Origin of the sequence: Streptomyces sp. NPDC059355, assembly GCF_042752335.1 — a bacterium.
Lineage (GTDB): Bacteria > Actinomycetota > Actinomycetes > Streptomycetales > Streptomycetaceae > Streptomyces.
In genome coordinates, this window is the sequence record NZ_JBHYXN010000010.1 from 27,431 (window position 1) to 53,377 (window position 25,947).

Sequence of the window (25,947 nt, forward strand, 5' to 3'; positions counted from 1 at the left end):
CGGTGACAGCAGGCTGCGCACATCATCTCCTGACCTGTACATGTGGATCCGGGCACCGGGGCGAACGCTAGCCGGGCAGCGTTCGAGTCCGGGTCGAGTCAGGCGAATTCCAGATGTACGGCCATCCCGCTCAGCCGCCGATACGGTCCAGCATCGCGCGGCGCCAGCGCTCCGTCTCGGCGATCTGGTTGAACGTGAACAGGTGCAGGCCGGCCACCGCGGACCCGGGCGCACCGAACGCGGGGGCGCTGCGCCGCAGCAGCCGCTCCGGCGAGTAGCCGCCGGGCGCCGCGAAGCGCAGGAACCACGAGGGGTGCCGGGTCAGGAACTTGGCCGACTCCCCCACGCCGATCTTCGTCGCCATCGACAGCAGCTTCGCCCGCTCGACGGGACCGGCGACACCGACGTGCACGGGCAGCACGATCTGCCGGCTCCGTACCCGTACGAGCCACTGCCGCAGGGTCGCCGGGTCGAAGCACAGGTTGCTGACGATGTACGTCGCGTGCGGCTGTTTGTCGGCCATCGCCCGCACGGTGACCTCGTCGGAGATGAGGGGATGGCTCTCCGGGTACCCGGTGATGCCGACGTGTGCGAACGGGCTGCCCAGCTCGCCGAGCCGGCGCAGTACGGGCAGGGCCGCGTCGTACTCCCCGGCCGGCGGGTCGGCGTCGCCCGCCGGTACGAAGACGTCCTCGATGCCGGCGGCGACCAGCCGTTCCACCACGTCCGCGAGGTGGCCGGCGTCGGTGATCTGCCGGGCCGGGAGGTGCGGGACGACCCGGTAGCCGTGCCCGGCCAGGCGGGTGGCGAGGTCCAGGGTCGGGCCGATGCCCTTGGCCGGGGAGGCGGTGACGGTGACCGGCACGTCGGCCGGGACGTGCGCCAGGACCTTGTCCTCGGTGGCCTTCGCCGGCAGGACCTCGTAGCGGACCCTGCGCAGGAGCTCCGCGAGGCCGCCCCCGATGACCGGGGCCTGCGCGGGGCGTTCGGGATACGGCGTGGGCCGGGCGGACATGCCGCTCCTCCTGGGGTGGCGGGTGGCGCCGCATCGGCGGCTTCTCGGCCACCATCATGCCGGGTGCGCAGACGCCACCGTCCGCCGCGTCCGGAAAGGCCGCAGGCTTGGACCATGGAACACGTCACCGCACTGACCGCGGAGCTCCTCGAGACGGATCGTACGGCGGGGGCCCGCCGGGCCGCACCGGCGGCCCTGCGAGCCGTCGCATCCGTCGCATCCGTCGAAGCCCGCGCGGTCGTCGGGCACGGCGCAGCCGGGCGGTCCGCGCTGATGGAGCTCTTACAGGTCGCCGCCTGGATCCTCTTCGACGCCGAGCGGCACGGGATCTCACGGCGGCTCAGCCTCCGCGCACTGGCCCTGGCCCCCGCCCTCCCCGAGGGGGCCGCCTCCGTCGAGCTGCTCGTCCTGTCCGTGCTGTGCCTGCAGGAGGAGCACCTCGGGCGCCCCGCCGAGTCGCTGCGCATCTCGTCGTCCGTGCTGGCCGGCCGGGACCTCCCGGCGAGGGTGGCCGCCGTCTTCCACGTACGGGAGGCACGCGCCCGCGCCCGGCTCCGGCAGGGCCGGCGGGCGCTGCGCTCCCTCGCCGCGGCCCGGGACCTCCTCGCGGACGGGCCCGGCGAGCGCGATCCGTCCTGGACCTGGTGGTTCGACCGGTCGGAACTCGACGGCCACCACGGGCTCGTCCTCGCCGACCTGGGGGACGCGGACGGGGCCGCGGAGCTGCTCCACGAGGCGACGGCGGCGGGCGACGCACCCGCCTACCGGTCGCTGTTCTCCACCGAGCTGGCCTCCGTGCTCGCCCGGGCCGGCGCCTGGCGCGAGACGGAGGCCCGGCTGTCCGGCCTGGCCGACTCCGTCCCGGACATCGGCTCCGTCCGCGCCCTGAACGCCCTGGCGCGCACCACCCGCACCATCGGGCACGGCCCCCGCGTACCCCGCGCGCTGCGCGACACGAGCGGGCACCTCGCGGCGGCCCTCCGGAAGGAGACCGGCCGGACCCGTCCCCCGCACCCCGCCTTCCGGGCGGTCCGGCGGCCGTGAGATGGTCGCCCCGGCCTCCGTGACGGGGCCGTGCGCGAGGAGGGCATTGTGACCGGCATCGGCAGTGCGTCCGGCAGTACGTCAGGCGGTACACCCACCGGACGGGTACTGGTGGCGGACGACGATGCCGCCATCCGCCGCTCCCTGGAACGCGGGCTGCGGCTCAGCGGCTTCACCGTACTGCTCGCCGAGGACGGGCCCGCCGCACTCGCGCTGGTCGCCGACCGGACCCCGGACGTCCTCGTACTGGACGTCTCGATGCCCGGCCTGACCGGCACCGAGGTCTGCCGCGGCCTGCGCGCCCGCGGCGACGAGACTCCCGTCCTGATGCTGTCGGCCCTGGACGAGGTCGCGGACCGGATCGCCGGGCTGCAGGTCGGCGCCGACGACTACCTGGTCAAGCCCTTCGCCCTGGAGGAGCTGGTCCTGCGCCTGCACGCCCTCCTGCGGCGCCGCCCGGCCCCCGAGCCCGCATCCGACGTCCTGCGCGCCGGTCCGCTCGTGATCGACGAGGCCCGCCGCCAGGTGCATCACGGGGAGGCCGAACTCCACCTCACCCGGCGTGAGTTCGAGCTCCTCCTCCAGCTGGTGCGCAACGCCGGGATCGTCCTCACCCGGGACCGGCTGCTGGACCGGGTGTGGGGTTACGACTTCGAGGTCCGCAGCGACGCCGTCGACACCTTCGTCAGCTATCTGCGCCGCAAGCTGGAGGAGGGCGGCCGCCCGCGCCTGATCCACACCGTGCGCGGCGTCGGCTTCGTGCTGCGCGTCCCCGGGGCCCGGGAGGGCGGATCGTGAAACTCGCCGCCCGCATCGCCCTCTCGGTGACGGTCGTGGTGCCCCTGCTGGTGCTCGCCGCGGGGCTGCTGGTGCTGGGGCTGGTCAGCCGCGATCTGCACCAGCAGCAGGACACCCGGCTCCAGGACCGGGCCTCCGCCGTCCTCCCGGACGTCAAGACCCTGCTCACGGCGGACCGCAACGGGAAGCCGAAGGTGGAGCAGAACCAGCACCGCAAGGTGCTCGGCGACGTCCTCGACGCCGGCATCCGCGTCCGTACGGCGGACGGATCCGTCGTCCTGGAGGGCGGCCCGCAGCCCGCCGACCCGGTGCGGCTGCCGGATCGGACCCCGGACGGGCCGGTCACCGTCCGGGCCAAGGGCCGCGCCTGGCGGGTGCTGACCGTCCCGGTGGCAGGTCCCGCCCCGGGCACGCTCTGGCTGTTCACCCCGGCCTCGGCCGCCGACCCGCAGGTCGTCGCCGTGCGCCGCCGGGTCCTGCTGGTGGCCCTGCTGGCTGCGCCGGTCTCCGGGCTGCTCGCGTACGGGCTGGCCGGCCGCGCCACCGCCTCCGTACGAAGGCTGAGCCGCCGGGCCGCCGCACTCGACCCGGGCGCGGGCGCGGCCGCCTTCGCCAGCGCGCCCGTGAACATCGCCGAGGTGGACGAACTGTCCTGCGCCATAGGCCAGTTGCTGGCCAGGTACGAGGAGCAGGCAGCCCGCACGGCGCAGGCGCTGGACACCGCACGCTCGTTCTCCTCCGCCGCCTCGCACGAGCTGCGCACCCCGCTGATGAGCATGCGGACCGACCTGGACGTCCTGGCCGCCCACCCCGACCTCTCCCCCACCGAACGGGCCGAGATCGTACGGGACTTGCAGCGCGACCACGCCCGGCTGCTGGACCTGCTCACGGCCCTGCGGATGCTCGCCCGGGGCGATCTGGTGGAGGTGTCCGCCTTCGCCCCGCTCGACCTGTCCGAGCTGGTGGACACCGTGGCCGGAGAGACCGCCCGCCGCCATCCCGAGGCGCGCATGGATGTGGAACTCCCGCCGGAACTGCGGGTGTTCGGCTGGGATGCCGGGCTGACCATCCTGCTCGCCAACCTGCTGGGCAACGCGGTGGTGCACGGACGAGCGCCCGACGAGCCGCCCAGGATCGCGGTACGGCTGCACGCCGAGGGCGGGTACGCGGTGCTCACCGTGGACGACGCGGGGCCGGGCATCCCGCCCGGTGACCGGGAGGCCGTCTTCCGGCGCTTCCACCACCGCCCCGGCAGCCCCGGCTCCGGGCTCGGGCTGACCCTGGTCGCCCAGCAGGCCGCGCTGCACCGGGGCTCCGTCGTGATCGGGACGCCGCCCGGCGGCACGGGCACCCGCTTCGAGGTGCGCCTGCCCCTGTCGGCGGCGGACGCCCCGACCCTGCGGCTGCCGATGCGGCGCGACTGGATCTCCCGGGGCGACTGAGGGCTGCGGCCGGAGGCCCTCGTGGACTCACAAAGATTCCACAAAGACACCCCCTACCGTCCTGACCGGTCGGCCGCCTGTGAGCCGGCCCGTTCACACCGAAGGGGATACAGCCATGCTCCCGAACCGTAGGACCGCCGCCGCCGCGATCGGCGCCCTCGCGCTGGCCGGCGCCCTGATCTCCGCCGCTCCCGCGCAGGCCGAGTCCGCCAGTCCCGCCCCCGCCTCGCCGAAGACCGCCAAGTCCGCACCGAAGGGCGACGGCGCCAAGGCGATCTGCAAGCGCCTGCCCAAGACGGAGACCCGCGTCAGCACGGCCATCGACCGGCTCAAGGGCGACGCCACCGTCCTCGGCTCCGTCGCACGGCTGGAGCAGCGCGTCGCGAACGCCCAGACCGCCGGCCACACCGAGGTGCACACCTACCTCAACGACCGCCTGACCTTCCGCAAGAGCCTGCTGCCCACCCTCCAGAAGCGGCAGGACGACCTGAAGGCCGTCAGCACCTGGTGCTCCGCGCAGGAGTCCAAGTGACCCGGATGGCCGTGCCCCGCCGCGCCGCCGCGGCCCTCGCGACCCTGGCCGCGGCGACGGCACTGCTGCTCACCGGCTGCACGCCGGGCGCGACCGCCAAGCCGGCCGGCACGGCCGACGACGCCACGGTCAAGGACATGCAGCAGAAGCTGGACGACGCCGAGAGCGCGGCCGCCCGGGCGGACACCGACGCCACGCAGAACAACTGACCCACCCCGCGCCGACCCACCCGCGCACGCCCGGCCCGCCCCCGCCACGGGGGCGGGCCGGATCCGTTTTCAGGCGGCGGGCCCGGACCCGGCCCGGTGCAGGGCGCGCAGCCCCTGGAGCAGCAACCCCAGGCCGAACTCGAACTGGGCCGTGAAATCGGCGCCGGTCAGCACCGGCAGGGCCGCGGTGAGGTGCGGGAAGCCCCCCGCAGTCACCGCCTCCCGGAGTTGCCCGGGGTCCGCGGGGCCCTGATCTCCGGGCTGGAGGGCGGCCTGCTCCTCCAGGGTGTGGCCGACGGTGTAGTGGACGACGGTCAGCGCGGTGCGCGCCGCCTCCTGGGGGCCGAAGCCCGCCTCGCTCAGGACCCCGATGAAGGTCTCGGCGAAGCCGAGGGTGTTCGCGCCGGTCGAGTGGGTTCCGGCGTAGACCCGCGCCCCGTCGCGATGGGCGAGGAGCGCCGTGCGCATACGACGGGCCAGGGCGGTCAGGCGTCCGCTCCAGTCGGGGTCCGAGGGTGGGGCGGAGCAGCCCTCCAGCATCCGCTCGGCCATTGCGGTGAGCAGGTCCTGCTTGGTGGCGAAGTGCCGGTAGAGCGCCCCGGCCTGGACTCCCACCGCGTCGGCCAGCCGCCTCATGGTGAGCGCGTCCAGTCCGGATGCGTCCAGCAGCACCAGGGCGGCCTCGACGGTACGGGTCTGGTCCAGCCGCGGCGGCCTGCCCCGGGCCGGCGGGCGGGTGTCGGCGGCGGCGGGCGGGGTTGACGGTGCGCTCATGGACCCCACTATAGTGAACAGCGTTCACGTGAACGCTGTTCACTAAATAGGGAAGATCGAGAAGAGGCAGCCGATGGACACCGATGTGATCGTCGTGGGCGCCGGGCCGACCGGCCTGATGCTCGCCTGCGAGCTCGCGCTGGCCGGCGTACGGACCCGGATCGTGGAGCGGCGGGACACTCCGCAGCCCGATTCACGGGCGCTGACCCTGCACCCGCGCAGCGTCGAGCTCATGGACCAGCGCGGGCTGGCCGACCGCTTCCTCGCCCTCGGCCGGACCGTTCCCGGCTGGCACTTCGCCGGCCTCGACACCCGGCTGGACTTCGGCGCCCTGGACAGCCGCCACGGGTACACCCTGTTCCTGGCCCAGGCCCGTACGGAGGCCCTGCTGGAGGAACGGGCGCGCGAGCTCGGCGTGGAGATCCACCGGGGGCGCGAGACCACCGGGCTGCGCCAGGACCCGGACGGCGTGGAGGTCGGGGTACGCGGTCCCGACGGGTCCGAGACCGTACGCGCCTCGTACGCGGTCGGGTGCGACGGCGGTCGCAGCATCGTGCGGCAGGAGGCGGGCATCGGTTTCCCGGGCACGGACGGGACGCTGACCGGCGTCCTCGGCGACTTCGCGGTGGCCGACCCCGAGAGCCTCGGGCGGATCCGGGCCGAAGGCGCGCTGGCCGTTCCGCTGGAGGGCGGCCTGACCCGGTTCGTCCTCATCGACCCGGAGCGGATGCGGACACCTGTCGGCGAGCCCGTCACGCTCAAGGAGTTCCGCGAGTCCCTGATCCGGATCTGCGGGAGCGACTGCGGGGTGGACCGGCCCCGCTGGCTGTCGAGGTTCGGCAACGCCACCCGGCTCGCCGAGCGCTACCGGTCCGGCCGCGTGCTGCTGGCCGGGGACGCGGCGCACATCCACTTCCCCGCGGCCGGCCAAGGGCTCAACACCGGGCTCCAGGACGCGATGAACCTGGGCTGGAAGCTGGCCGCCGAGATCCGCGGGTGGGCGCCGCCCGGGCTCCTCGACACCTACCACGAGGAGCGGCACCCGGTGGGCGCGGCGGTCACCGAGAACACCGAGGTGCAGACCCTGCTGGCGGAGCTGGCGCTCGTCCCCTCGTACCGGCGGCCGGCCACCGCCCTGCGCAAACTGTTCGACGAGCTGCTCGGCATCGAGGAGGTCAACCGCCGGCTCGCCGGACGGGTTTCCGCGCTCGGCGTCGGCTACCCGGCCGCCGACCCCGGCGCCGATCCGCTGGTGGGCACGCGGATGCCGGACATCCCGCTGAGCATCGCCGGCTCCGCCGCTTCGCGGGTGTACGAGCTGCTCCACGAGGGCCGCTTCGTCCTGCTGAACCTGGCTGAGCGGCAGGGCTTCGACGCCGGGGAGGGACGGGCCGACCGGGTCACGGCGGTCACCTCGTCCACCGCTGGCCACGCCCGCCTCGACGGAGTGACCGAGGTCCTCGTCCGTCCCGACGGGCACATCGCCTGGGCCACCCGTACCACCGCCGCCGCGGCCCGCCGCACCGAGCGGTACGGGGCGCTCACCGCCTGGGCCGGCTAGTGCTGTGGCCGGAAAGGTTTGCCGGGTCGCGGTGTTCGGTGCGGTGCATCGCAAGGCGGAGGGCCACGGCTCGTACTGGACGTACTGGCGTGGTCCGACAACGCGGCGAGGGGCCGTGCCGGGCGCCGTGACCCGGTGAACCTTTCCGGTCGCAGCACCAGACACGGCCCAGCCCTGAAGGAGGTCAGGAGGGGTCAGGCCCGCTCGCCCTTCAGGAACCGCTGCAGGCGGGTCCACGGCCAGGTGTTGACGACGTCGTCCTTCGTCAGCCAGCCGCGCTGCGCCGTTCCCACCCCGTAGCGCAGGTACGGCAGGTGCGTGGTGGCGTGCGCGTCCGAGTTCACGGCGAACTTCACCCCGTGGCGCTTCGCGCGCAGGATGTCCTCGTCGCCCAGGTCGAGCCGCTCCGGATGCGCGTTGATCTCCAGGGCGGTGCCCGTCCGCGCGCAGGCCTCGAAGACGGCCTCGAAATCGGCGTCCACGCCCGGACGCCTGCCGATCCGCCGGGTGGTGGGGTGGCCGATGACCGAGACGTACGGGTTCTCGCAGGCCCGGATGAAGCGCCGGGTCATGGCCGCCCGGCTCTGGCCGAAGTGGGAGTGCACGGAGGCCACGCACAGGTCGAAACCGGCGAGGAACGCGTCGGGCCAGTCCAGGCCGCCGTCCGGGCCGATGTTGAGTTCGGTGCCGTGCAGCAGCCGCATCCCGCGCACGGTGCGGTCGAGCGCCCGCACCTGCTCGCGCTGGGCCAGGATCTTCTCCTCGGTCATGCGCTGCATGGCGAGGTCCGGCGCGTGGTCGGTGACCGCGTAGTACGCGTAGCCGCGCGCCGCGGCGGCGGCCACCATGTCCTCCAGGGAGGCGAGTCCGTCGGTGAGGTCGGTGTGGGTGTGCAGGTCGCCCCGGATGTCGTCCTGCGCCACGAGGGCGGGCAGTTCGCCCCGCAGCCCGGCCGCGACCTCTCCGCGGTCCTCGCGCAGTGTCGGCGGGATCCAGGGCAGGCCCAGCCGGGCGTACACCTCTTCCTCCGTCTCCGAGGCGAGGCTCTTGCCGCTCTCCGCGTCGAAGAGCCCGTACTCGGAGAGCTTGAGCCCCTGGCGCACCGCGAGGGCGCGGGTGCGGATGTTGTGCGCCTTGGACCCGGTGAAGTACTGCAGTCCCGCTCCCCAGGAGGCGGGCGGCAGGACGCGCAGGTCGACCTGGAGGCCGGCCGCGGTGCGGACGGAGGTCTTCTTCGCTCCGTGTGCGATGACGTCGGCCACCAGCGGGAGCTCGGTGAGGGCCGTCATGAAGGGTGCGGACTTCCCGGCCGCGACCAGGATGTCGACGTCGCCGATGGTTTCGCGCATGCGGCGCAGCGAGCCCGCGTACGTGCACCGCACGCAGCCCGGGATCCGCTCCATCTCGGCGACGATCTGCTCGGCGATGTCCGTCGCGGCGCCGAGCAGGATCCGGCCGTCGGCGTTGCGGAGTACGCAGATGCCGTGGAGGATGTTCCGCTCGCTCTGCTCGCCGAAGCCCTTCAGGTCGCGCAGCCGCTCCTCGCGGACGGCCTCCTCCAGCTGTTCGACGGAGGAGACGCCCAGCTCCTCGTACAGGAGGTGGGCCTTGCGGGGGCCGAGCCCGGGGATCGCGGTCAGGGCCCGCACCCCGGCCGGGACGGCGGCCCTGCGCGCCTCGATGTCCGGAACGTGCCCGGTGCTCAGGTACTCGACGACCTTCTCGGCGATCGACCTGCCCACGTTCGGGATCTCCCGCAGGCCCTTGACGTCCAGCTCGGCGACATCGGCCGGATGGCCGCCGATGGCGCGGGCGGCCTTCTCGTACGCGCGCGCCTTGAAGGCGTCGCCGCCGCTGATCGAGATCAGGTCGGCGTACTCCTGCAGCAGTGCCTCGACCTTCTCGTTGGCCCTGGCCATGCCTCCAGGGTGCCTCTTGCGCCGGGGCCCGGCGCGGCGCACCGGGACCGGCGCGGGCAGTGCCCTCGAAACAGAAGTTGAGGATTGTTCACTTTCCATTGACAGGGCGGGCGCCGCGGGCCAACAGTGTGCCGTCAGCGCCCTCGCACGCCTCGACCGAAGTGAGCCCGTATGACTGCGTCCGTACCCGCGTTCCCCGCCGATTTCCTCTGGGGCGTCTCCGCCTCGGCGTTCCAGATCGAGGGTTCGCCCACCGCCGACGGCCGGGGTCCCTCCTCCTGGGACGCGTTCACCAAGGAGCCCGGACGCATCAAGGACGGCTCGCACGCGGACGTGGCCACCGACCACTACCGCCGCTACCGCGAGGACGTGGCCCTGATGGCCGGACTCGGCGTGGGCGCCTACCGGTTCTCGGTGTCCTGGTCCCGGGTCCTGCCGGACGGCCACGGGCAGGTCAACCGCAAGGGCCTGGACTTCTACGACCGGCTGGTCGACGCGCTCTGCACGGCCGGCATCGCCCCGGTGCCGACCCTGTTCCACTGGGACACCCCGCTCGCGCTGGAGGAGAAGGGCGGCTGGCTGAACCGCGACACCGCCGAGCGGTTCGCGCAGTACGCATCGGTGGTCGCGGAGCGGCTCGCGGACCGCGTCCCGATGTGGATCACCATCAACGAGCCCGCCGAGGTCACCCTCCTGGGGTACGGCATCGGGGAGCACGCCCCCGGCAAGGGCCTCGTCTTCGACGCCCTGCCGGCCGCGCACCACCAGCTCCTGGCCCACGGCCTGGGCGTGCAGGCCCTGCGGGCCGCGGGCGCCCGGCAGATCGGCATCGCCGCCTCGCACAGCCCGGTGTGGCCGGCGAGCGACAGCGCGGAGGACCGCGGCGCGGCCGAGCTGTACGACCTGCTCACGAACCGGCTCTTCGCCGACCCCGTCCTGACCGGCGCGTATCCGGACGAGGGCCTGGCATCCCTGCTGCCCGGGCCGGTGGGCGAGGACCTGAAGACGATCTCGGCCCCGCTGGACTGGTACGGAATCAACTACTACAACCCGATGCTCGTCGGCGCCCCTCAACCAGCCGCCGCGAGCGAGTTCGGCGGCATCGAGATGCCCGCGGACCTCCCCTTCACGTTCCGGCCGATCGAGGGGTGCGAACACACCGACTTCGGCTGGCCGGTGGTCCCGGACGGGCTGCGCGAACTGCTCGTCTCCCTGCGCGAGCGTCACGGCGACCGGCTGCCGCCGCTGTACATCACCGAGAACGGCTGTTCGTACGCGGACACGCCCGACCCCGTGACGGGACGCATCGCCGACGCCCGCCGGATCGACTACCACGCGGGCCATCTGGCCGCCCTGCACCGGGCGATGGCGCAGGGGGTGGACGTCCGCGGTTACTTCATCTGGTCGATCCTCGACAACTTCGAGTGGGCGGAGGGGTACCGGCAGCGGTTCGGGCTGGTCCACGTGGACTACGAGACCCTGGAGCGGACCCCGAAGGAGTCGTACGCCTGGTACCGCGACGTGATCAAGGGCGGCAGATGACCGTCGGGGGGACGGCCGCGAAGGCCGTCGGCCCCGCCGATCCCGCGGGCCCGGTCGGCGGGCGGTGGGTGGGCGCGCTGTCCCTCGCCAACCTCGGGGTCTGGGTCGGCTGGTTCGGCCCGCTCCAACTGCTCCTGGCCCGCCAGGCGGAGCAGCTCACCCCGGACCACAAAGCGGCCACCCTCGCCCTGGTCACAGGGGTGGGGGCGGCCGTCTCGATGGTCGCGAACCCGGTCTTCGGTGCCTTGTCGGACCGTACGACGGCCTCGGTGGGCCGGCGGATCCCCTGGGTGGTGGCGGGGGCCCTGGGCGGGGCGGCCGGGCTGCTCGTCCTCGCCCGGGCTCCGAGCGTCGCCGTGGTCATCGCGGGCTGGTGCCTGGTCCAACTGGCCCTCAACGCGGCCTTCGCCGCGCTCACCGCCGCCGTGCCCGACCAGGTCCCGCCGCGCCGGCGCGGGCTGGTCGGCGGCTGGCTCGGGGTCTCGCAGGTCGGCGGCATCCTGGTCGGCACGGCGCTGGCCACGGTCGCGGGCGGCATCGCCGCCGGGTACCTCGCGTGCGCGGCCTTCTCGGTGCTCGCGGCCGTCCCGTACGTGGTGATGCGTCGCGATACCCGGCTGCGGCCCGAAGCCCGGCCCGTGTTCCGGTGGCGGACCTTCCTCACCGGCTTCTGGATCGACCCGCGCCGCCATCCCGACTTCGGCTGGGCCTGGTTGACGCGGTTCCTGATGAACCTGTCGTACTCCGTCAGCACGATGTACCTGCTGTACTACCTGACCGACGCGGTGCACTACGGGGGCGACGCGGACACCGGCGTCCTGATCCTGACGGCGCTCAACGCGCTCACCCTGCTGGCCACGGTGGTGATCGGCGGTGTCCGGTCGGACCGCACCGGCCGCCGGAAGGTCTACGTCATCGGGTCGGGGCTGGTCATCACGGTGGCCACGCTGCTGCTCGCCGTCTGGCAGACCTGGACCGGGGCGGTCGTCGCCTCGCTGGTCCTCGGGGTCGGCTTCGGCGTCTACACGTCGGTGGACTTCGCCCTGCTGACGGACGTGCTGCCGACGGCGCAGGACCGGGGCCGGGACCTCGGCGTCATCAACATCGCCAACGCGCTGCCCCAGGTGCTGGCTCCGGTGATCGCCGCGCCGGTGGTCACGCACTTCGGCGGGTACACCGCCCTGTACGCGCTGGCGGGCGCCCTGGCGCTGGCGGGATCGGTACTGGTCCGCCGCATCCGCGGGGTCCCGTAAGCCCTGGAAGGAGCGGCGGGGCGCGCCGTGGGACCAAGCGTGCCCGCGGTGCCGCCGGACGGACCGGTGACACCGCGGGCACGGTGGATCAGGAGTTGACGCAGACGTTGCCGACGGTCGGGTTCAGCAGGCCGATGAGGTTGATGCTGTTGCCGCAGGCGTTGAGCTGGAGGTGGATCGGGATCTGGACCACGTTGCCCGAGAGGATGCCCGGCGAGCCGATGGCGTAGCCCTCGGCCCCGGCGTCGGCGGAGGCGCTGCCGATGCCGCCCAGCGTCGCACCGACGACCAGAGCGGCTCCGGCGACCAGGGTACGGATCTTCATGTGGGTCTCCCATCGCAATGAGTGATGTGCGTGGGCCATCCCATACCAGTCCGGCCCGAACCCGGCCGATTCACCCGGTCGTGGGCCCCGTCCGCGGTTCCGGAAGGTGAATTTTTCCGGAAAGGGCAATCTCCCGAGCCCTCTGGAGCGTATGCCCCTGTGGAAGCCTCTCCAGTGAGACAGCTCATGGAGGAAAACTCATGGCCATCTTCACTCACCTGATTCCCGCAAAGCACCGGCGTCGCGGCAAGAGGGACATGACCTCGGGACGTGACGACACCACCGGGAGGCGCCGTCACCGTCGCCGTCACTGCACCAACAACAACGGTGACAACGGCCACCACGGCAACAACTGGTAAGCACCATGGGACGGGTCGCGCGGCATGCCCTGCGGCGGCTGCTGTCGGTGGCGGAAGACCCCGACGCGGTCGTCGCGGCCGCGCCCCCCGTCACACCGCGCGAAGCGTTCCGCCGGTTCTGGCCCTATACCCGGGGCGGCCGGCGCTGGCTCGTCCCGATCCTGCTGTTCAGCATGATCGGCCCGCTGCTCGACGCGGCCGAAATCTGGCTCTTCAAGATCGTGGTGGACGAGGTCCTCGTTCCTCGCGATCTGAGCCCGTTCCTCTGGATCGCCCTGGCGTACCTGGGGCTGGTCCTCGCCTCGGGTGTTCTCGCGTTCGCCGACGACGTGCTGTCCACGTGGGTCGGCGAGCGCTTTCTGCTGGCCCTGCGGTCGGATGTCTACCGGCACGTTCAGGGGCTCTCCCTCGGGTTCTTCGAACGGCGACGGCTGGGTGACGTACTGTCACGCATCACCGGGGACGTCGACGCGATCGAGACGTTCCTCCTCTCGGGCGTGACCAACGCCCTTTACTACGTGATCCAGTTGGGCGTCTTCCTCGGGCTGCTCTTCTACCTGAGCTGGGACCTGACCCTCCTCGCGCTCGTCATCGTGCCGCTCTTCTGGGGCGCGGCGCGGCGCTTCTCCCGGCTGATCAAGGCCGCCTCGCGCGAACGCAGGCGGCGCAGCGGCTCGATCAGCGCGATAGCCGAGGAGTCCCTCGGCAACATCGCGCTGGTGCAGGCGTACAACCGGCAGGGGACGGAGGAGAGCCGGTTCGAGCGCGAGAGCGTGGGCCGCTTCCGCGCGGCGATGGTCTCGGCCCGCATCCGCTCCGTGTACGGCCCGATCGTCGAGGTCATCGAACTGACCGGAGCGCTGGCCGTGATGGGCCTGGGTACGTGGAAGCTGGCACAGGGCCAGCTCACCCTGGGCGGGCTGCTCGTCTTCGTCGCCCTGCTGGGCCGCCTCTACAGCCCGATCCGCGACCTGTCGCAGCTCACGAACACCTTCTACGCGGCGTCCGCGTCGGCCGAGCGGATCATCGAGCTGCTCGACCAGCACCCGCAGGTCGCCGAGGTCGAAGCCGCCCGTGCCCGGAGGATCGGACGCGCCCGGGGCAATGTCGAGTTCCGCGGCGTCTCGTTCCGGTATCCGGGCACGGCGCGATGGGCCCTGCACGAGGTGTCGTTCAGCGTGCGGCCCGGTACGACGGTGGCGCTGGTCGGGGCCAGCGGCGCCGGCAAGTCCACGGTGGGCAAGCTGCAGTTGCGCTTCTACGACCCCGACGAGGGGGCGGTCCTCCTCGACGGCACCGACCTGCGGGAGCTGCGGCTGTCCGAACTGCGCGAGAACGTCGCGGTGGTGCTGCAGGAGACACTCGTCTTCCACGGCACGGTAAGGGAGAACATCGCGTACGGGCGCCCCGGCGCGACGGAGGCGGACATCGTCGCGGCGGCCCGCGCGGCCGACGCCGACGGGTTCATCCGGCTCCTGCCCGAGGGCTACGACACCGTCGTCGGCCAGCGGGGCCGGACCCTGTCCGGCGGGCAGGCCCAGCGCCTGGCGATCGCCCGCGCCATGGCCAGGGACGCACCCGTACTGCTCCTGGACGAACCGACCACCGGCCTGGACGCCGAGTCGGCCCGCCGGATCATGGAGCCGCTGCGCCGGCTGATGGCCGGGCGGACCACGGTCGTGATCTCCCACAACCTGCTGACCGTCCGCGACGCCACCTGCACGGTCGTGCTGGACCGGGGCCGGGTCGCCGAGCGCGGTACGCACGAGGAACTGCTCGTACGGGGCGGGGTCTACGCCCGTCTGCACCGGATGAACGGCGCCGCGCCCGGCTCCGGCTCCCACTCCGCCTCCCCGCTGAAGGTCCTGTCATGAGTCTCGCGACCACCGCCCGGCCCGCCGGCCCGTCCCTGTCTCCCGGCCCGCCCCTCGCGCCCGGCACGAGGCCCGCGCCCGGGTACGAGGTGCTGGCCCACCTGGACCGCACCGGCTGGCTCGATCTGTACGACGCCTGGAGCGAGGAGCGGGACTGCCGGTGCGTCGTGAAGGTGCTGCGCCCCGACCGCCGCGGCGAGGCGCGGCTCGCCGAACGGCTGGTCCGCGAGGGCCGCTGGCTCCGGCACTTCACGCATCCGCACCTGGTCCGCGCGTACGAGACCTTCGCGTCCCCCGAGCCGATCGTCGTACTCGAGACGCTGACGGGCGAGACGCTGTCGCACCTCATCGGCCGGCTGCCGCGGCGGGCGGCCGCCGAGGACGTGGCCGTCCTGGGCGTGCAGCTGTGCTCCGCGCTGCACTACCTGCACCGTCAGGGCCTGCTGCACCTGGACCTGAAGCCGGCGAACGTCGTGGTGGAGTGCGGTCACGCGAAGGTGCTCGACCTCAGCACCGCCCACGCACCCGGCATCGCCCCGCCGGGTGTGGGCACGTTCGGCTACATGTCCCCCGAACAGGCCCGCGGCGGAGCCCTGTCGGCGGCGGCCGACGTCTGGGGCATCGGCATCACCCTGTACGAACTCGCCACCGGGCAGGTCCCTTTCGACATCGGCGACACCGTGGACGGGACCCTCGGCGGCACCACGGACGGCGGGCCGGCGGACTGGTACCCCCAGCTCGAGGAGCCGGCCCCGCCGGTCTGCGCGCACCGACGCCTGCCCGCGGCCCTGGCGGCGGCCGTCGACGGCTGCCTGCGGCCCGATCCGGCGGACAGGCCGACGGTTCCCGAGCTGTCCGCCGCCCTCGACGCGACACTGCGCCGGCGGCGCCGCGACACCGCCGGGCCGGGGTGACGGGAACCGGCCAGACCGGCAGAAGAGCCTGGTGGGGCGCGACACCAGCTATGTAATGTCACATTGCATGATGCTCTTACGGCGTACCGCCGCGCTCGCTGTCCTCCTTGCCACCGTCCTCCCCGCGGCCGTCTCGGCGCCGGCCCACGCGGACGACACCTCCTCCTGCCGTACGGCGCCCTCCGCCCCCCTCGACACCGAGCAGGCGCGGCTCGCGGACCCGCGGACCGCCGCGCTCGCCGAACGCGCCGGGTTCGGCGACTTCGTACGGCGCTTCCCCGCCGCACTGTGCTCGGTCCGCGGCCCCGCCGAAGCCGGGCGGCTGCTCGACGGCTGGGGCGAGGCGCTCTGGCAGTCCGCCGTGCGCCGCGCCCAGGGGCAGCGGCCTGGCGGCGACCTCCCGGCCGGGGACGACCGCCCGCTGTACTGGACCCGGCTGGCCATGACCACCGCGCTCGCCCGCTGGGAGCCGGGATTCGCCGTGGACCGCGCCGCGCTGCGCACCCGCTTCGAGGACGCCTCCCGCGGCCTCTCCGACAACGCCTTCCAGACGCCCGCGGGCGTTCGGCACGTCTTCATCAGCGGCTTCGACCCCTTCGGGCTCGACACCGAGCTGCGCCGCGCCAATCCCTCCGGCTCCGCGGCCCTCCAGCTCAACGGACGCCGCATCACCCTCGCCGACGGAAGCCGCGCCGAGATACGGGCCGTCGTCCTGCCGGTGCGGTACGCCGACTTCGACGGCGGCATCGTCGAGCGGGCCTTCGCCCCGCGCCTGACGGGCGGTACCGGCGCGGCGGACGTCATCACCACGATCAGCCAGGGCTACCCGGGCATCTTCACCTTTGAGGCCTGGGCGGGCCGGTCCCGGTCGGCGGATCCGTACCCCGACAACACCGGCTCCCTCTCCGGCGGCACCCGCGAGCACCCGGTGACCGCCCCCGGTCTCGGTCCGGGCGCGGAGTTCATCCGGACCACGCTCCCGACCGAGGCCGCGACCGGCTCCGTGCGGAGCCCGTACCCGGTGCTGCTCAACACGGCCGTCACCGAGATCCCGGCGGGCGCCACCGGACCGGTGGACCGCGAGGACGGCCCGACGCCGGGTTCGCGCGCGGTGGAGGGCGGCGGGGGCGGCTACCTCTCCAACGAGGTGGCCTACCGCTCCAACCGCATGCGCGGCGAACTCGCCCCCGGGCTGCCCGGCGGCCACCTGCACACCCCGGTCCTCACCGGCCTCCCGGCGGACCCGGGCCTGCTGACGGGACCCGAGTTCGAGCGCAACGAGACCGCGATCACCGCGGAGGTCCGCGCCGTCCTGGAGCACACCGCCACCCGCCCCTGAATCCCGCCTACAGGGAGCCGAGTTCGTCGCTCAGATCCGTCAGGCCGAGCGAGCCGAGCGAGAGCGCGGCCATGTGCCAGCGCTTGAGGTCGAAGTCCGGGCCCTGCTTGGCCCGGGCCCGCTCCCGGCCCTCCAGCCAGGCCCGTTCACCGAGCTTGTACGAGATCGCCTGGGCGGGTCGGCCAAGGTAGCGGACGACCTCGCTGTCGAGGTAGGCGGCGGGCCGGCCGGAGTAGCGGCCGAGGAACTCCCGCGCCAGCGCGGGAGTCCACCGCTCCCCCGGCCGGAACGGCGAGTGCGCGGGGATGGGCAGCCGCAGGTGCATGCCGATGTCGATCACCACACGGACGGACCGCATCATCTGGGCGTCGAGGTGGCCCAGCCGGTCCGCGGGGTCCGTGAGGAAACCCAGCTCGTCCATGAGGCGTTCGGCGTACAGGGCCCAACCCTCCGTGGTCGCGCTGACCTTGGCCACGTTCGTCTGGTAGCGGGAGAGACCGGACGCGACGAACGTCCAGTGGCCCAGCTGGAGGTGGTGCCCGGGGAAGCCCTCGTGGTACCAGGTGGAGACGAGGTTGTGCGTGGGGAAGCGGGTCCGGCCCAGCGTGGGCAGCCAGGTCCGGCCCGGACGCGCGAAGTCCAGGGACGGCTGTGAGTAGTACGGGGCCGCGGCGCCGCCGGCCGGCGCGATGCGGGACTCGACCTTCCTGACCGGCCCGGCGATGTCGAAGTACCGCCCGTCCAGCGCCGCCGCGGCCTCGTCCATCAGGGCCTGGAGCCAGATCCTGGTCTCCTCCACGCCGTGGACGCTCCTGCCGTGGTCGCCCAGCCAGGCCAGCACGACCCAGGGGTCCTGCCCGCCGGGCAGGATGCGCTGCGCCTCGGCCCGCATCTCGGGCAGCAGTCGGTGGAACTCCTCCCAGCCGTACGCGTACGCCTCGTCGAGGTCGAGATCCGCGCCGGTGCAGTAGCGGGCGAAGCGACCGTAGCGCTCGCGCCCAACGGCGTCCTCGGCTCCGGCGCCGGTGGCCTGGGCCTCGTACTCGCGCCGGAACCACTCCCCCAGCTCCGCGAAGGCGCCGGTCGCCGCGCGCGCCGCGGCATCGACCTCGGCGCGCTGGTGCGGCGGAGCACCGGCGGCCAGCGGGCCGAAGCCACCGCTCCCGGAGCCGGCGGAGCCCCCGGAGCCCAGCCACTCCTCCAGCTGCGCCACGTTGGCCCGTACCTGGCGCGGCGCCGCCGCCAGTCCGCGCCCCACGCCCTCGGCCAGCGAGGCCCGGTAGCCGCTCAGGCAGTCGGGTACGGCCCGCAGCCGCTGCGCGATCGCCGCCCAGTCCTGCGGCGTACGGGTCGGCATCACCGCGAAGACCTTGCGGACCCGGTGCAGCGGCGAGGAGATGTTGTTCACCGCGCGCAGGTGCTCGCCCGCCTCGTACTGGGCCAGTTCCGCGTCGAGCCGCTCCCGCAGCAGCCGCGCGCACCGCCGCTCGACGTCGGAGTCCCCGTGCCCCCCGGCGAGCCGTACGAGGGTCTCGCGCGCGAGCGCGGCCTCGGCGGCGGCCCCGTCGGGCGAGAAGTCCGGCAGTCTGCCGGCGCCGACGGAGGTGCCGAGGTACGTGCCGGTGATCGGGTCGAGCCCGACGAGGGCGTCGACATGCGCGTCGGAGATCTGACGGGGCAGCTCACGCTGGGGCCTCAACATGCCCGGACCCCTGCCCAGCCCCTCCGCGGGACAAGCCCGGGCCCGTCTCTTTGGCCGGTATCCCGCGCCCGGCCGCCCGCCCCGCTCACGCTCCGCGAGCGGGGCGGTCACGCCCCGACGTGCGGGGTGCGGCAGTGGTGCGCACGATGGGGACGGGACCGATGTGGCATTCGGAACGGGGTCCCGCATCCGAGAGAGAGGCGGCGCGATGAGCAGCACGCCGAGTACCACGCCGAGCAGTACCAGCAGCGGCTGGGCCGCGGGCGGCACGATGTTCGCCGGCGTCGTGATGATCGTCACCGGCATCTTCGGCATCATCGAAGGCATCGTCGCGATCGCCAACGACGAGGTGTACCAGCGCATCGGCGCCTACACCTTCAAGTTCGACCTCACCTCCTGGGGCTGGATCCATCTCGTCGTCGGCATCCTCGTCGTCGCCGCCGGCGCGGCGATCCTCAAGGGCTGGGAGGCCGGCCGGTATGCAGGTATCGCTCTGACCAGCTTGTACGTGATCCTGCACTTCATGTGGCTGCCGTACCAGCCACTCTGGTCGATCATCGCGATCGGCCTCGGCGTGTTCGTCATCTGGGCCCTGTGCACCGACGTCTCCCGGACGGCGAAGCACTGACGGTGTGACGGCAGCGGCCGGACTCCGACGGATACCCTCGTGCCGGTACGCGTACGCCACCGGCACGAGGAGCAGGGACAGCATGACGATTCACCGGCCGGGCCGGCCCGGAGACCTGCCCCCGGCGGAACTGCTCTGGGCCCGGTGGGCGTTGGTCGCCGTACTGGAGGCGACGACCGAGGCGGAGAGCCGCGGCGTCCACCGCACCGGCCACTGGATCGACGGCTCCGCGCTCCGTCTCGACGACAGCGGCTGCACGTGGTGGGCCCTGCGGCGGATGGGCCGGGGCCGCTTCGTGCTCTACGGCGAGGACGAGTCGAGCGGCGTCAAATGGCACGAGCCCGCCGTCGACATGCTGGCGCAGGGACCGGACTGGCTCCCGTACGAGAAGCTGCGCGACCTGCTGGAGGGCTGGGAGCTGGGCTGCGTCTACTGGTACGAGAACGGCGCCTGGGCCCGCGCCCCCTACCCGGAGGACCTCGGGGACGACGGTCTGGACTGCGGCATGAACCGCTTCGCGGACCGGCGGGAAGTCCTCGGCCTGCTGGCCGGCCACGGCCCGGCCGCGAAGGAGCTCCTGGAGGCCGCCGAGGAGTACCGGCTGGCGCCCCGGGCGCTGGATTCCCTGGTCGCGGTCGCCGGGAACGACGGCCGGGACGAGGACTGGGACCTGCCCGCCATGCACCGCGCGCTGGAGCCGGCCGGTCTCGCCGGGGAGCCCGTCACCACGTAGTGCACGCGATCCCGAAGTGTTCTAGCGTCGTATGAGTGCCCGCACGGAGGTGAGGACGTGGAGGTGAGCAAAGTGGCGACTCCGACTCCGACTCCGGCCCAGTTCCGGGCCGTCCACGGCGACATGGGGCGATGGCAGTCCGTCGACTTCGAGGTGTACGAGCACCTCGTGGAGAACCAGTACGTCGTCCGCCCGCGGCCCCGGCCGGGACCCGGCGACCGCCTGCCCCGCCGTGCTCCGGACCCGGCGACCGGACCGGGGTCGCCGGACCAGGGCGTGGCCTAGGCGGAGGCCCGCCGGGGACGCGGAGCGGCGAGCCTGCGGGCTCCGCGGACCAGGCCGTACGCGCCCAGCGCCGCCACCGGGACGGCCGTGACGGCTACCGTGGCCCACTCCTGCGCATAGTGCACGGCCTGGGTGGGCGTCCGCTCGAAGGTGATCATCGGGCCGTAGCTGTAGTAGCCCCAGATCATGAGCAGCTGGGAGAGCACGGCGCGCAGGACGGCGTGCACCGCCGTCGGCGCCGTGGCCGAGACCAGCAGCACGACGGCCGCGTACGGCACGTAGCCGGAGGCGAAGCGGCTCGCCGCGGTCACGTTCAGCCCGTCGCCGTCGCCCGCGACGGCGATCCACGCGGACAGGGCCCCGGCGGCCAGGGCCACCGCCACGGTGACGGCCGCTCGCAGCGCACCCCTCTTCATCTCGTTCTCCTCACCTGCCACGTGCGTTCCCGGTCTCCTCACACCCTGCGCCGCTGGTTTGCGCGGACAATGACGGGAATATGACCGTTTCGTCACGAGGTGGGCGTGGGGAGCGGCTCCGCCTCCTTCTCGGGGCGGTCCTTCTCGGCGCGGTCCTTCTCGGCGCGGCGCCGCAGCGCGTCCTCGTCCGTGTCCGCGTCGTACGTCACCAGTTTGGGCAGCGCCACGGTGAGGGCCGCCACCGCCGCCACGCACATCAGACCACCGCTCCAGAACGCCGACCGCGTGCCCGTCCAGCCCGCGACCGTGCCCGCGCGGACCTGGCCCAGCTGCGGCCCCACGCTGTACGAGAGCACCTCGATGCCCGCCAGCCGCCCGCGCAGCTCCTCGGGGATGGTCTGGTTCCAGATCGTCGCCCGCCCCAGGCCGCTCAGCATGTCGCCGGCGCCCGCGACCGCCAGGCACGCCAGCACCACCCAGATGTCGGTGAACCAGCCGGTCGCCGCGATCGCCACGCCCCAGACTGCCGCCCCGCACACCACGAACAGGCCGTGCCGCCGTACCCGGGAGGTCCAGCCGCTGGTCATCCCGAGGACCAGGGAGCCCACGGCGCCCGCCGAGTACATGAGGCCCAGCGCCCACACCGCATCGAGCTCGTCCGCGAGGAAGGGGAAGATCGTGTTCGGAAAGGCGAAGAACATCGCCGCCAGGTCCACCGCATAGGTGCCCAGCAGCACCGGCCGGCTCCACGCGTAGCGCGCGCCTTCGGCGATCCCGCGCAGTGAGGGCCGTTCCGCGTCGGGCGAGGGCGGTGCCGGGGCCAGCCGCGTGCACAGGATCACGGACAGGACGAAGCCGGCGAGGGTGATGCCGTAGGCGGCCGGGTAGCCGGCGTAGGCGACGACCAGGCCGGCGAGCGCCGGTCCGGCGATCGCGCCGATCTGGTAGCGCAGCGCGTTCAGGGCGGCGGCCGCGGTCATCTGCTCGTGGGGCACGATCCGCGCCATCATCGAGTCCAGGGCCGGGCGCTGCAGCCCGGCCAGTGCCGAGACGCCGGCCGCGACCACGTACAGGGGCCACAGCAGCGGGTTCGGCAGCAGGGAGTTGACGAGCAGGATCAGGGCCAGCACCCCGAGTCCGGCCTCGCTCAGCATGATCATCCGCCGCCGGTCGATCGCGTCGGCCAGGGCCCCGCCGTAGAGGCCGAAGACGACGAGCGGGACGATTTCCACCGCGCCCATCGCACCGACCGCGAGCGGCGAGTCCGTCAGGTGCTTGATCTGGAGCGGGAGGGCGATCATCGCCATGAAGGACGTGAAGAACGTGACGGCGCCCTGGAAGAAGAGCAGCCGGAAGTCGCGGCTGGACCGCCACGGGGACAGATCCGGAAGCAAACTGGACAAACGGGTGGTACTCACAACGGGTCATCGTGAGGGAACCGCCCGCGCCCGGGCAACGCATTTTTCGCACCCGGGCGCGCGCGGCCGGGCCGCTCAGGCCTCCTCGCCGCCCAGGTGTTGCCACAGGAACGTGTACGCGAGCGCCTGGTTGACGGCTGCCTGTTCGTTGTCGCTGGCTCCGCCGTGGCCGCCGCCGGTGTTCTCGTGGAAGAGCACCCGGTGTCCCAGCTCCCGCAGCCGGGCGGCCGTCTTGCGGGCGTGGCCGGGGTGGACGCGGTCGTCGCGGGTGGAGGTCATCAGCAGCATCGGCGGGTACGGCCGGTCCGCGGAGAGGTTGCGGTACGGGGAGAGGGCTTCGAGGTGGGGGCGGTCCGCCTCGCTGTCGGGGTCCCCGTACTCGGCGACCCAGGAGGCCCCGGCGAGCAGGCGGTGGTAGCGGAGCATGTCCAGGAGCGGCACCTTCGCGACGACCGCGCCGAACAGCTCCGGGTGGCGCACCAGCATGGCGCCCATGAGCAGGCCGCCGTTGCTGGCTCCGGTGATGCCGAGCCGTTCGGGGGTGGTGATGCCGCGGGCGGTGAGGTCGGCGGCGACGGCGGCGAAGTCCTCGAAGGCCCGGACCCGGTTCGCGCCGAGGGCGGCCTGGTGCCAGGCGGGGCCGTACTCGGAGCCGCCGCGGATGTTGGCGACCGCGTACGTACCGCCGCGGGCGAGCCAGGCCCGGCCGGTGAGCGGGCTGTAGCCCGGGGTCTGCTGGTCCCGGAAGCCGCCGTAGCCGTAGAGGAGCGCGGGGCCGGGACCGTCCTGGCCGGCGGGGCCGACGACGAAGTACGGGACGCGTGTACCGTCCGCGGAGGTCGCGAAGAACTGCCGGACCGACAGCCCGCGGGCGTCGAAGCGGACGGGAGCCTGCTTGAGCGGCTCGGAGTCGGCGCCGATGTGCCCGTAGGCGAGCGTGGAGGGCTGCAGGAAGCCGTCGATGTTGAGGAAGTACTCGTCGCTGACGTCCGCGTCGGTGTCGGTGACGGTCGCCGACGACAGCGCCGGCACGTCCGCGAGCGGCCGGCGGCTCCAGCCGTCCGGGCCCGGGGTGAGGACCTCGATGCGGGTCGCGACGTCGGCGAGGGTCTCCAGGATCAGGTGGTGGCGGGTCCAGCTGTGCCCGGCCAGCGCGGTGCGCTCGTCGGGCGCGAACAGCACGTGCGCGGTGCGGTCCCCGGCGAGGAAGGCGTCGAAGCCGAAGGCGAGGAGCGAGCCGGCCGGGTGGCCGAGCCAGGGGGTCTTCGGGGTGACGATCAGCCACTGGCGGTGCGCGTACTTCCCGGCGTCGTCAGGGACATCGATCTTCACGAGCCGGTCGCCGTCGGCGAGCAGGTGCAGCTCGTCGTGGAAGAAGTCGGTGTGGCGGGAGACGAAGTCGCGCTCGTGGCCGGGGGTCGGGTCGTGCCAGCCGGCGGCGGACACGTCCCCGGGCTCGGCCTCGAAGACGACCGCGGCGTCCGTCACGGGGGTGCCCCGGCGCCAGCGCCGCACCGTACGGGGGTAGCCGGAGGCGGTCAGCGAGCCCGGTCCGAGGTCGGTGCCGAGGAAGACGGTGTCCTCGTCGATCCAGCCGATCCGGGTCTTCGCCTCCTCGACCCGGAAGCCGCCCTCCTCGCCCCGTACGAACGCGCGCTCGTCGAGGTCGAACTCGCGGACCACGACGGCGTCGGAGCCGTCCCGGGAGAGCTGGACCAAGGCGCGGCGGTGATCCGGGTACCGCACCCGGGCGCCCGCCCACACCCACTCCTCGCCCTCCCGCGCGGCGAGGGCGTCGATGTCGAGGAGCACCTCCCAGTCGGGGTCGTCCTTGCGGTACTGCTCCAGCGTCGTACGCCGCCACACGCCCTTCGGGCGCTCCGCGTCCTGCCAGAAGTTGTAGAGGTGCGCACCGCGGCGGGCGGTGTACGGGATGCGGTCGGCGTCGTCGAGGACCTCGCGCAGTTCGTCGCGCAGCGCCTCGAAGCGCGGGTCGGCGGTGAGCGCGGCGGCGGTCTCCGTGTTCCGCTCCGCCACCCAGGCCAGGGCGCGCTCGCCCTCGACGTCTTCCAGCCACAGGAAAGGATCTTCAGCAGTCACCCCACGATTGTGCAGCCCCGCCGGGCGGCCCGGAGCCGCATCGCCCGGAGCGGGGGCTCCGGGTCGTCCGGGTACCGGCGGGGCCGGTCAGGCCGACAGCGGCCGGTCGTGGGCACCCACGGGGGCGGGCAGGGCCGTGGAACCGGTGAGGTAGCGGTCCACCGCGGCGGCCGTCGCCCGGCCTTCCGCGATGGCCCACACCACCAGGGACTGGCCGCGCCCGGCGTCGCCCGCCACGAAGACCCCGTCGGGGCGGCGACGGGAGGGCCGCTGCTCCCTGGGCCGGCCCCAGGCCGGAGGCGCACCCGCCGTCGGAGCCTCGGCCCAGGACGGCGCCTCGGCCTTCGCGGCACGGCCCGCCGGTGGCGCGGACGTGCCGGACGCGCCGGACGCGCCGGACGCGCCGGACGCGCCGAGGGCCGCGTAGTCCGCGTCCCGGGCGAAGTTGCCCCGGTCGTCCCGGGTGAGCCCGAGCTGTTCGCCGAGCCGGCAGGCCCGCTCGGGGCCGGAGAAGCCGAGCGCCAGCAGGACCAGCCCGGCCTCGATGACCCGCTCGGTGCCCGGCATGGGCCTGCGCCCCACGGCCTCCACCGCCGTCAGGTGCAGGGCCCGTACCCGGCCGTCCGCATCGCCCTCGAAGTGCATGGTCGCGCTGGAGAACAGGCGCGGGTCGGTGCCGTGCCGCCCGCGTGCCTCCTCGTGGGCGTGGGATATCCGGTACACCTGCGGGTGCACCAGCGGCCACGGCTCTCCCTCGGACCGGTCGGGGCCGGGCTCCGGTCGGATGTCGAGCTGGACCACGGAGAGCGCGCCCTGCCGCAGGGCGGTGCCCAGACAGTCCGAGCCCGTGTCCCCGCCGCCGACGATCACCACGTGCCGGCCCTCGGCGGTGAGCGCGGGCTCCGCGCAGTCGCCCTCGCCGACCCGGTTGGCGCAGGTCAGGTAGTCCATGGCCTGGTGGATGCCGTGCAGTTCACGGCCCGGCGCGGCCAGTTCCCGGCGCTCCTCGGCCCCGACCGCGACGACGACCGCGTCATGGCGGCGGCGCAGTTCGCCCGCGTCCACGCGGCCTCCGATGTCGGCGTCCGTACGGAAGACCGTGCCCTCGGCCCGCATCTGGGCGATCCGCCGGTCCAGGTGGGTCTTCTCCATCTTGAAGGCGGGGATGCCGTAGCGGAGCAGGCCGCCGATGCGGTCGGCCCGCTCGTAGACGACGACGGTGTGCCCGGCCCGGGTCAGCTGCTGGGCCGTGGCGAGCCCGGCCGGGCCGGAGCCGATGACGGCCACGGTCTGCCCGCTGAGCCGGCCGGGCGGTGCCGGCGGGGCGTACCCGAGCGCCCAGGCCTGGTCGGCGATGGTCTGCTCGACGTTCTTGATGGTCACCGGATCGGCGTTGATCGCCAGTACGCAGGAGTCCTCGCAGGGGGCCGGGCAGAGCCGGCCGGTGAACTCGGGGAAGTTGTTGGTGGCGTGCAGCCGCTCGGACGCGGCCCGCCAGTCGCCGTGCGCGGCGTAGGCGTTCCACTCGGGGATGAGGTTGCCGAGCGGACAGCCGCCGTGGCAGAAGGCGACTCCGCAGTCCATGCAGCGGTTCGCCTGCTCGGACACCAGGGGCAGCAGCGTCTGCCCGGCGTGCACCTCGCGCCAGTCGCCCAGCCGCTGGTCCGCGGGGCGCGACGGCACGGGGTTCCGGGGGGTCCGGAGGAACCCGTACGGGTCGGTCATACGCCGCCTCCCTGGTCACGGGCGGACACGACGGTCAGAC

Annotated in this window: 23 protein-coding genes; 14 read left to right on the forward strand and 9 right to left on the reverse strand. The window is 73.5% G+C overall.

Annotated elements, in window-relative coordinates; genetic code table 11:
• Nucleotides 1–130 precede the first annotated feature (130 nt).
• A complete protein-coding gene (locus tag ACFXGI_RS12210) occupies nucleotides 131–1,015 on the reverse strand; it encodes a methylenetetrahydrofolate reductase (RefSeq protein WP_384705327.1) in 885 nt (294 codons plus the stop codon).
• 114 nt (nucleotides 1,016–1,129) lie between these two features.
• On the opposite strand from ACFXGI_RS12210, the gene ACFXGI_RS12215 reads away from it, so the two are divergent.
• The 5 genes from ACFXGI_RS12215 (at nucleotide 1,130) to ACFXGI_RS12235 (ending at nucleotide 5,040) form a co-directional block, all read left to right on the forward strand.
• Nucleotides 1,130–2,059, forward strand: coding sequence for a DNA-binding protein (locus ACFXGI_RS12215; RefSeq protein ID WP_384705328.1), 930 nt, complete (start codon nucleotides 1,130–1,132; stop codon nucleotides 2,057–2,059).
• 111 nt (nucleotides 2,060–2,170) lie between these two features.
• Nucleotides 2,171–2,857, forward strand: coding sequence for a response regulator transcription factor (locus ACFXGI_RS12220; protein ID WP_384705329.1), 687 nt, complete (start codon nucleotides 2,171–2,173; stop codon nucleotides 2,855–2,857).
• Nucleotides 2,854–4,299, forward strand: coding sequence for a sensor histidine kinase (locus tag ACFXGI_RS12225; protein WP_384705330.1), 1,446 nt, complete (start codon nucleotides 2,854–2,856; stop codon nucleotides 4,297–4,299). Before ACFXGI_RS12220 ends, ACFXGI_RS12225 begins: the two co-directional genes overlap by 4 nt.
• A 115-nt stretch (nucleotides 4,300–4,414) precedes the next feature.
• Nucleotides 4,415–4,831 (forward strand): hypothetical protein, encoded by a 417-nt coding sequence (locus ACFXGI_RS12230; protein WP_384705331.1) that lies wholly within the window; start codon nucleotides 4,415–4,417, stop codon nucleotides 4,829–4,831.
• Nucleotides 4,828–5,040: a hypothetical protein gene (locus ACFXGI_RS12235; protein WP_384705332.1), complete on the forward strand. Its 213-nt coding sequence runs from the start codon at nucleotides 4,828–4,830 to the stop codon at nucleotides 5,038–5,040. The genes ACFXGI_RS12230 and ACFXGI_RS12235 overlap by 4 nt, the downstream gene beginning before the upstream one ends.
• 69 nt (nucleotides 5,041–5,109) lie before the next feature.
• Here ACFXGI_RS12235 and ACFXGI_RS12240 read toward each other — a convergent pair whose 3' ends face one another.
• Nucleotides 5,110–5,814: a TetR/AcrR family transcriptional regulator gene (locus ACFXGI_RS12240; protein ID WP_384705333.1), complete on the reverse strand. Its 705-nt coding sequence runs from the start codon at nucleotides 5,812–5,814 to the stop codon at nucleotides 5,110–5,112.
• Nucleotides 5,815–5,887: 73 nt separating this feature from the next.
• Between ACFXGI_RS12240 and ACFXGI_RS12245 the strand changes: the two genes are divergently transcribed.
• Complete coding sequence (locus ACFXGI_RS12245) at nucleotides 5,888–7,375, forward strand: monooxygenase (RefSeq protein WP_384705334.1); 1,488 nt, start codon at nucleotides 5,888–5,890, stop codon at nucleotides 7,373–7,375.
• Between the two features lie 194 nt (nucleotides 7,376–7,569).
• Here ACFXGI_RS12245 and polX read toward each other — a convergent pair whose 3' ends face one another.
• Nucleotides 7,570–9,294 carry a DNA polymerase/3'-5' exonuclease PolX gene (polX, locus tag ACFXGI_RS12250; protein WP_384705335.1) on the reverse strand — a complete coding sequence of 575 codons (1,725 nt, stop codon included), beginning with the start codon at nucleotides 9,292–9,294 and terminating at the stop codon, nucleotides 7,570–7,572.
• Between the two features lie 171 nt (nucleotides 9,295–9,465).
• On the opposite strand from polX, the gene ACFXGI_RS12255 reads away from it, so the two are divergent.
• Nucleotides 9,466–10,836, forward strand: a complete 1,371-nt coding sequence (locus ACFXGI_RS12255; protein WP_384705336.1) for a GH1 family beta-glucosidase — start codon at nucleotides 9,466–9,468, stop codon at nucleotides 10,834–10,836.
• Nucleotides 10,833–12,089, forward strand: coding sequence for an MFS transporter (locus ACFXGI_RS12260; RefSeq protein ID WP_384705337.1), 1,257 nt, complete (start codon nucleotides 10,833–10,835; stop codon nucleotides 12,087–12,089). Before ACFXGI_RS12255 ends, ACFXGI_RS12260 begins: the two co-directional genes overlap by 4 nt.
• Nucleotides 12,090–12,177: 88 nt before the next feature.
• On the opposite strand, the gene ACFXGI_RS12265 is transcribed toward ACFXGI_RS12260, so the two are convergent.
• The gene (locus ACFXGI_RS12265; RefSeq protein ID WP_384705338.1) at nucleotides 12,178–12,414 is read right to left on the reverse strand and encodes a chaplin; all 237 of its coding nucleotides are present in this window, start codon (nucleotides 12,412–12,414) and stop codon (nucleotides 12,178–12,180) included.
• Between the two features lie 364 nt (nucleotides 12,415–12,778).
• Here ACFXGI_RS12265 and ACFXGI_RS12270 point away from each other — a divergent pair, with 364 nt between their 5' ends.
• The 3 genes from ACFXGI_RS12270 (at nucleotide 12,779) to ACFXGI_RS12280 (ending at nucleotide 16,900) form a co-directional block, all read left to right on the forward strand.
• Nucleotides 12,779–14,647 carry an ABC transporter ATP-binding protein gene (locus ACFXGI_RS12270; protein ID WP_384705339.1) on the forward strand — a complete coding sequence of 623 codons (1,869 nt, stop codon included), beginning with the start codon at nucleotides 12,779–12,781 and terminating at the stop codon, nucleotides 14,645–14,647.
• A complete protein-coding gene (locus ACFXGI_RS12275) occupies nucleotides 14,644–15,561 on the forward strand; it encodes a serine/threonine-protein kinase (protein ID WP_384705340.1) in 918 nt (305 codons plus the stop codon). Before ACFXGI_RS12270 ends, ACFXGI_RS12275 begins: the two co-directional genes overlap by 4 nt.
• A gap of 67 nt (nucleotides 15,562–15,628) precedes the next feature.
• On the forward strand, nucleotides 15,629–16,900 hold the full coding sequence (locus ACFXGI_RS12280; protein ID WP_384705341.1) for a pyroglutamyl peptidase: 1,272 nt from the start codon (nucleotides 15,629–15,631) through the stop codon (nucleotides 16,898–16,900).
• Nucleotides 16,901–16,907: 7 nt separating this feature from the next.
• On the opposite strand, the gene ACFXGI_RS12285 is transcribed toward ACFXGI_RS12280, so the two are convergent.
• Complete coding sequence (locus ACFXGI_RS12285; protein WP_384705342.1) at nucleotides 16,908–18,602, reverse strand: DUF885 domain-containing protein; 1,695 nt, start codon at nucleotides 18,600–18,602, stop codon at nucleotides 16,908–16,910.
• A gap of 208 nt (nucleotides 18,603–18,810) precedes the next feature.
• Between ACFXGI_RS12285 and ACFXGI_RS12290 the strand changes: the two genes are divergently transcribed.
• The 3 genes from ACFXGI_RS12290 (at nucleotide 18,811) to ACFXGI_RS12300 (ending at nucleotide 20,248) form a co-directional block, all read left to right on the forward strand.
• Nucleotides 18,811–19,230 (forward strand): hypothetical protein, encoded by a 420-nt coding sequence (locus tag ACFXGI_RS12290; RefSeq protein WP_384705343.1) that lies wholly within the window; start codon nucleotides 18,811–18,813, stop codon nucleotides 19,228–19,230.
• 82 nt (nucleotides 19,231–19,312) lie between these two features.
• Entirely contained in the window at nucleotides 19,313–19,963 is a 651-nt protein-coding gene (locus ACFXGI_RS12295; protein WP_384705344.1) for a hypothetical protein, read from the forward strand.
• A 72-nt stretch (nucleotides 19,964–20,035) separates the two neighbouring features.
• Nucleotides 20,036–20,248, forward strand: coding sequence for a hypothetical protein (locus ACFXGI_RS12300; protein WP_384705345.1), 213 nt, complete (start codon nucleotides 20,036–20,038; stop codon nucleotides 20,246–20,248).
• Here ACFXGI_RS12300 and ACFXGI_RS12305 read toward each other — a convergent pair.
• The 4 genes from ACFXGI_RS12305 to ACFXGI_RS12320 form a co-directional block, all read right to left on the reverse strand.
• Nucleotides 20,245–20,664 (reverse strand): hypothetical protein, encoded by a 420-nt coding sequence (locus ACFXGI_RS12305; RefSeq protein ID WP_384705346.1) that lies wholly within the window; start codon nucleotides 20,662–20,664, stop codon nucleotides 20,245–20,247. The genes ACFXGI_RS12300 and ACFXGI_RS12305 overlap by 4 nt on opposite strands.
• Nucleotides 20,665–20,756: 92 nt before the next feature.
• Nucleotides 20,757–22,082 carry an MFS transporter gene (locus ACFXGI_RS12310; RefSeq protein WP_384705347.1) on the reverse strand — a complete coding sequence of 442 codons (1,326 nt, stop codon included), beginning with the start codon at nucleotides 22,080–22,082 and terminating at the stop codon, nucleotides 20,757–20,759.
• 75 nt (nucleotides 22,083–22,157) lie between these two features.
• Nucleotides 22,158–24,182 carry a prolyl oligopeptidase family protein gene (locus ACFXGI_RS12315; RefSeq protein WP_384705348.1) on the reverse strand — a complete coding sequence of 675 codons (2,025 nt, stop codon included), beginning with the start codon at nucleotides 24,180–24,182 and terminating at the stop codon, nucleotides 22,158–22,160.
• An 87-nt stretch (nucleotides 24,183–24,269) separates the two neighbouring features.
• A complete protein-coding gene (locus ACFXGI_RS12320) occupies nucleotides 24,270–25,907 on the reverse strand; it encodes a glutamate synthase subunit beta (protein ID WP_384705349.1) in 1,638 nt (545 codons plus the stop codon).
• Between the last annotated feature and the right edge of the window lie 40 nt (nucleotides 25,908–25,947).

Coding starts and splice junctions, on each gene's coding strand:
- ACFXGI_RS12210 (WP_384705327.1), bottom strand. CDS start 1,015: ATGTCCGCCCGGCCCACGCCGTATCCCGAACGCCCCGCGCAGGCCCCG.
- ACFXGI_RS12215 (WP_384705328.1), top strand. CDS start 1,130: ATGGAACACGTCACCGCACTGACCGCGGAGCTCCTCGAGACGGATCGT.
- ACFXGI_RS12230 (WP_384705331.1), top strand. CDS start 4,415: ATGCTCCCGAACCGTAGGACCGCCGCCGCCGCGATCGGCGCCCTCGCG.
- ACFXGI_RS12240 (WP_384705333.1), bottom strand. CDS start 5,814: ATGAGCGCACCGTCAACCCCGCCCGCCGCCGCCGACACCCGCCCGCCG.
- ACFXGI_RS12245 (WP_384705334.1), top strand. CDS start 5,888: ATGGACACCGATGTGATCGTCGTGGGCGCCGGGCCGACCGGCCTGATG.
- polX (WP_384705335.1), bottom strand. CDS start 9,294: ATGGCCAGGGCCAACGAGAAGGTCGAGGCACTGCTGCAGGAGTACGCC.
- ACFXGI_RS12255 (WP_384705336.1), top strand. CDS start 9,466: ATGACTGCGTCCGTACCCGCGTTCCCCGCCGATTTCCTCTGGGGCGTC.
- ACFXGI_RS12260 (WP_384705337.1), top strand. CDS start 10,833: ATGACCGTCGGGGGGACGGCCGCGAAGGCCGTCGGCCCCGCCGATCCC.
- ACFXGI_RS12265 (WP_384705338.1), bottom strand. CDS start 12,414: ATGAAGATCCGTACCCTGGTCGCCGGAGCCGCTCTGGTCGTCGGTGCG.
- ACFXGI_RS12270 (WP_384705339.1), top strand. CDS start 12,779: ATGGGACGGGTCGCGCGGCATGCCCTGCGGCGGCTGCTGTCGGTGGCG.
- ACFXGI_RS12275 (WP_384705340.1), top strand. CDS start 14,644: ATGAGTCTCGCGACCACCGCCCGGCCCGCCGGCCCGTCCCTGTCTCCC.
- ACFXGI_RS12280 (WP_384705341.1), top strand. CDS start 15,629: ATGATGCTCTTACGGCGTACCGCCGCGCTCGCTGTCCTCCTTGCCACC.
- ACFXGI_RS12285 (WP_384705342.1), bottom strand. CDS start 18,602: ATGTTGAGGCCCCAGCGTGAGCTGCCCCGTCAGATCTCCGACGCGCAT.
- ACFXGI_RS12290 (WP_384705343.1), top strand. CDS start 18,811: ATGAGCAGCACGCCGAGTACCACGCCGAGCAGTACCAGCAGCGGCTGG.
- ACFXGI_RS12295 (WP_384705344.1), top strand. CDS start 19,313: ATGACGATTCACCGGCCGGGCCGGCCCGGAGACCTGCCCCCGGCGGAA.
- ACFXGI_RS12305 (WP_384705346.1), bottom strand. CDS start 20,664: ATGAAGAGGGGTGCGCTGCGAGCGGCCGTCACCGTGGCGGTGGCCCTG.
- ACFXGI_RS12320 (WP_384705349.1), bottom strand. CDS start 25,907: ATGACCGACCCGTACGGGTTCCTCCGGACCCCCCGGAACCCCGTGCCG.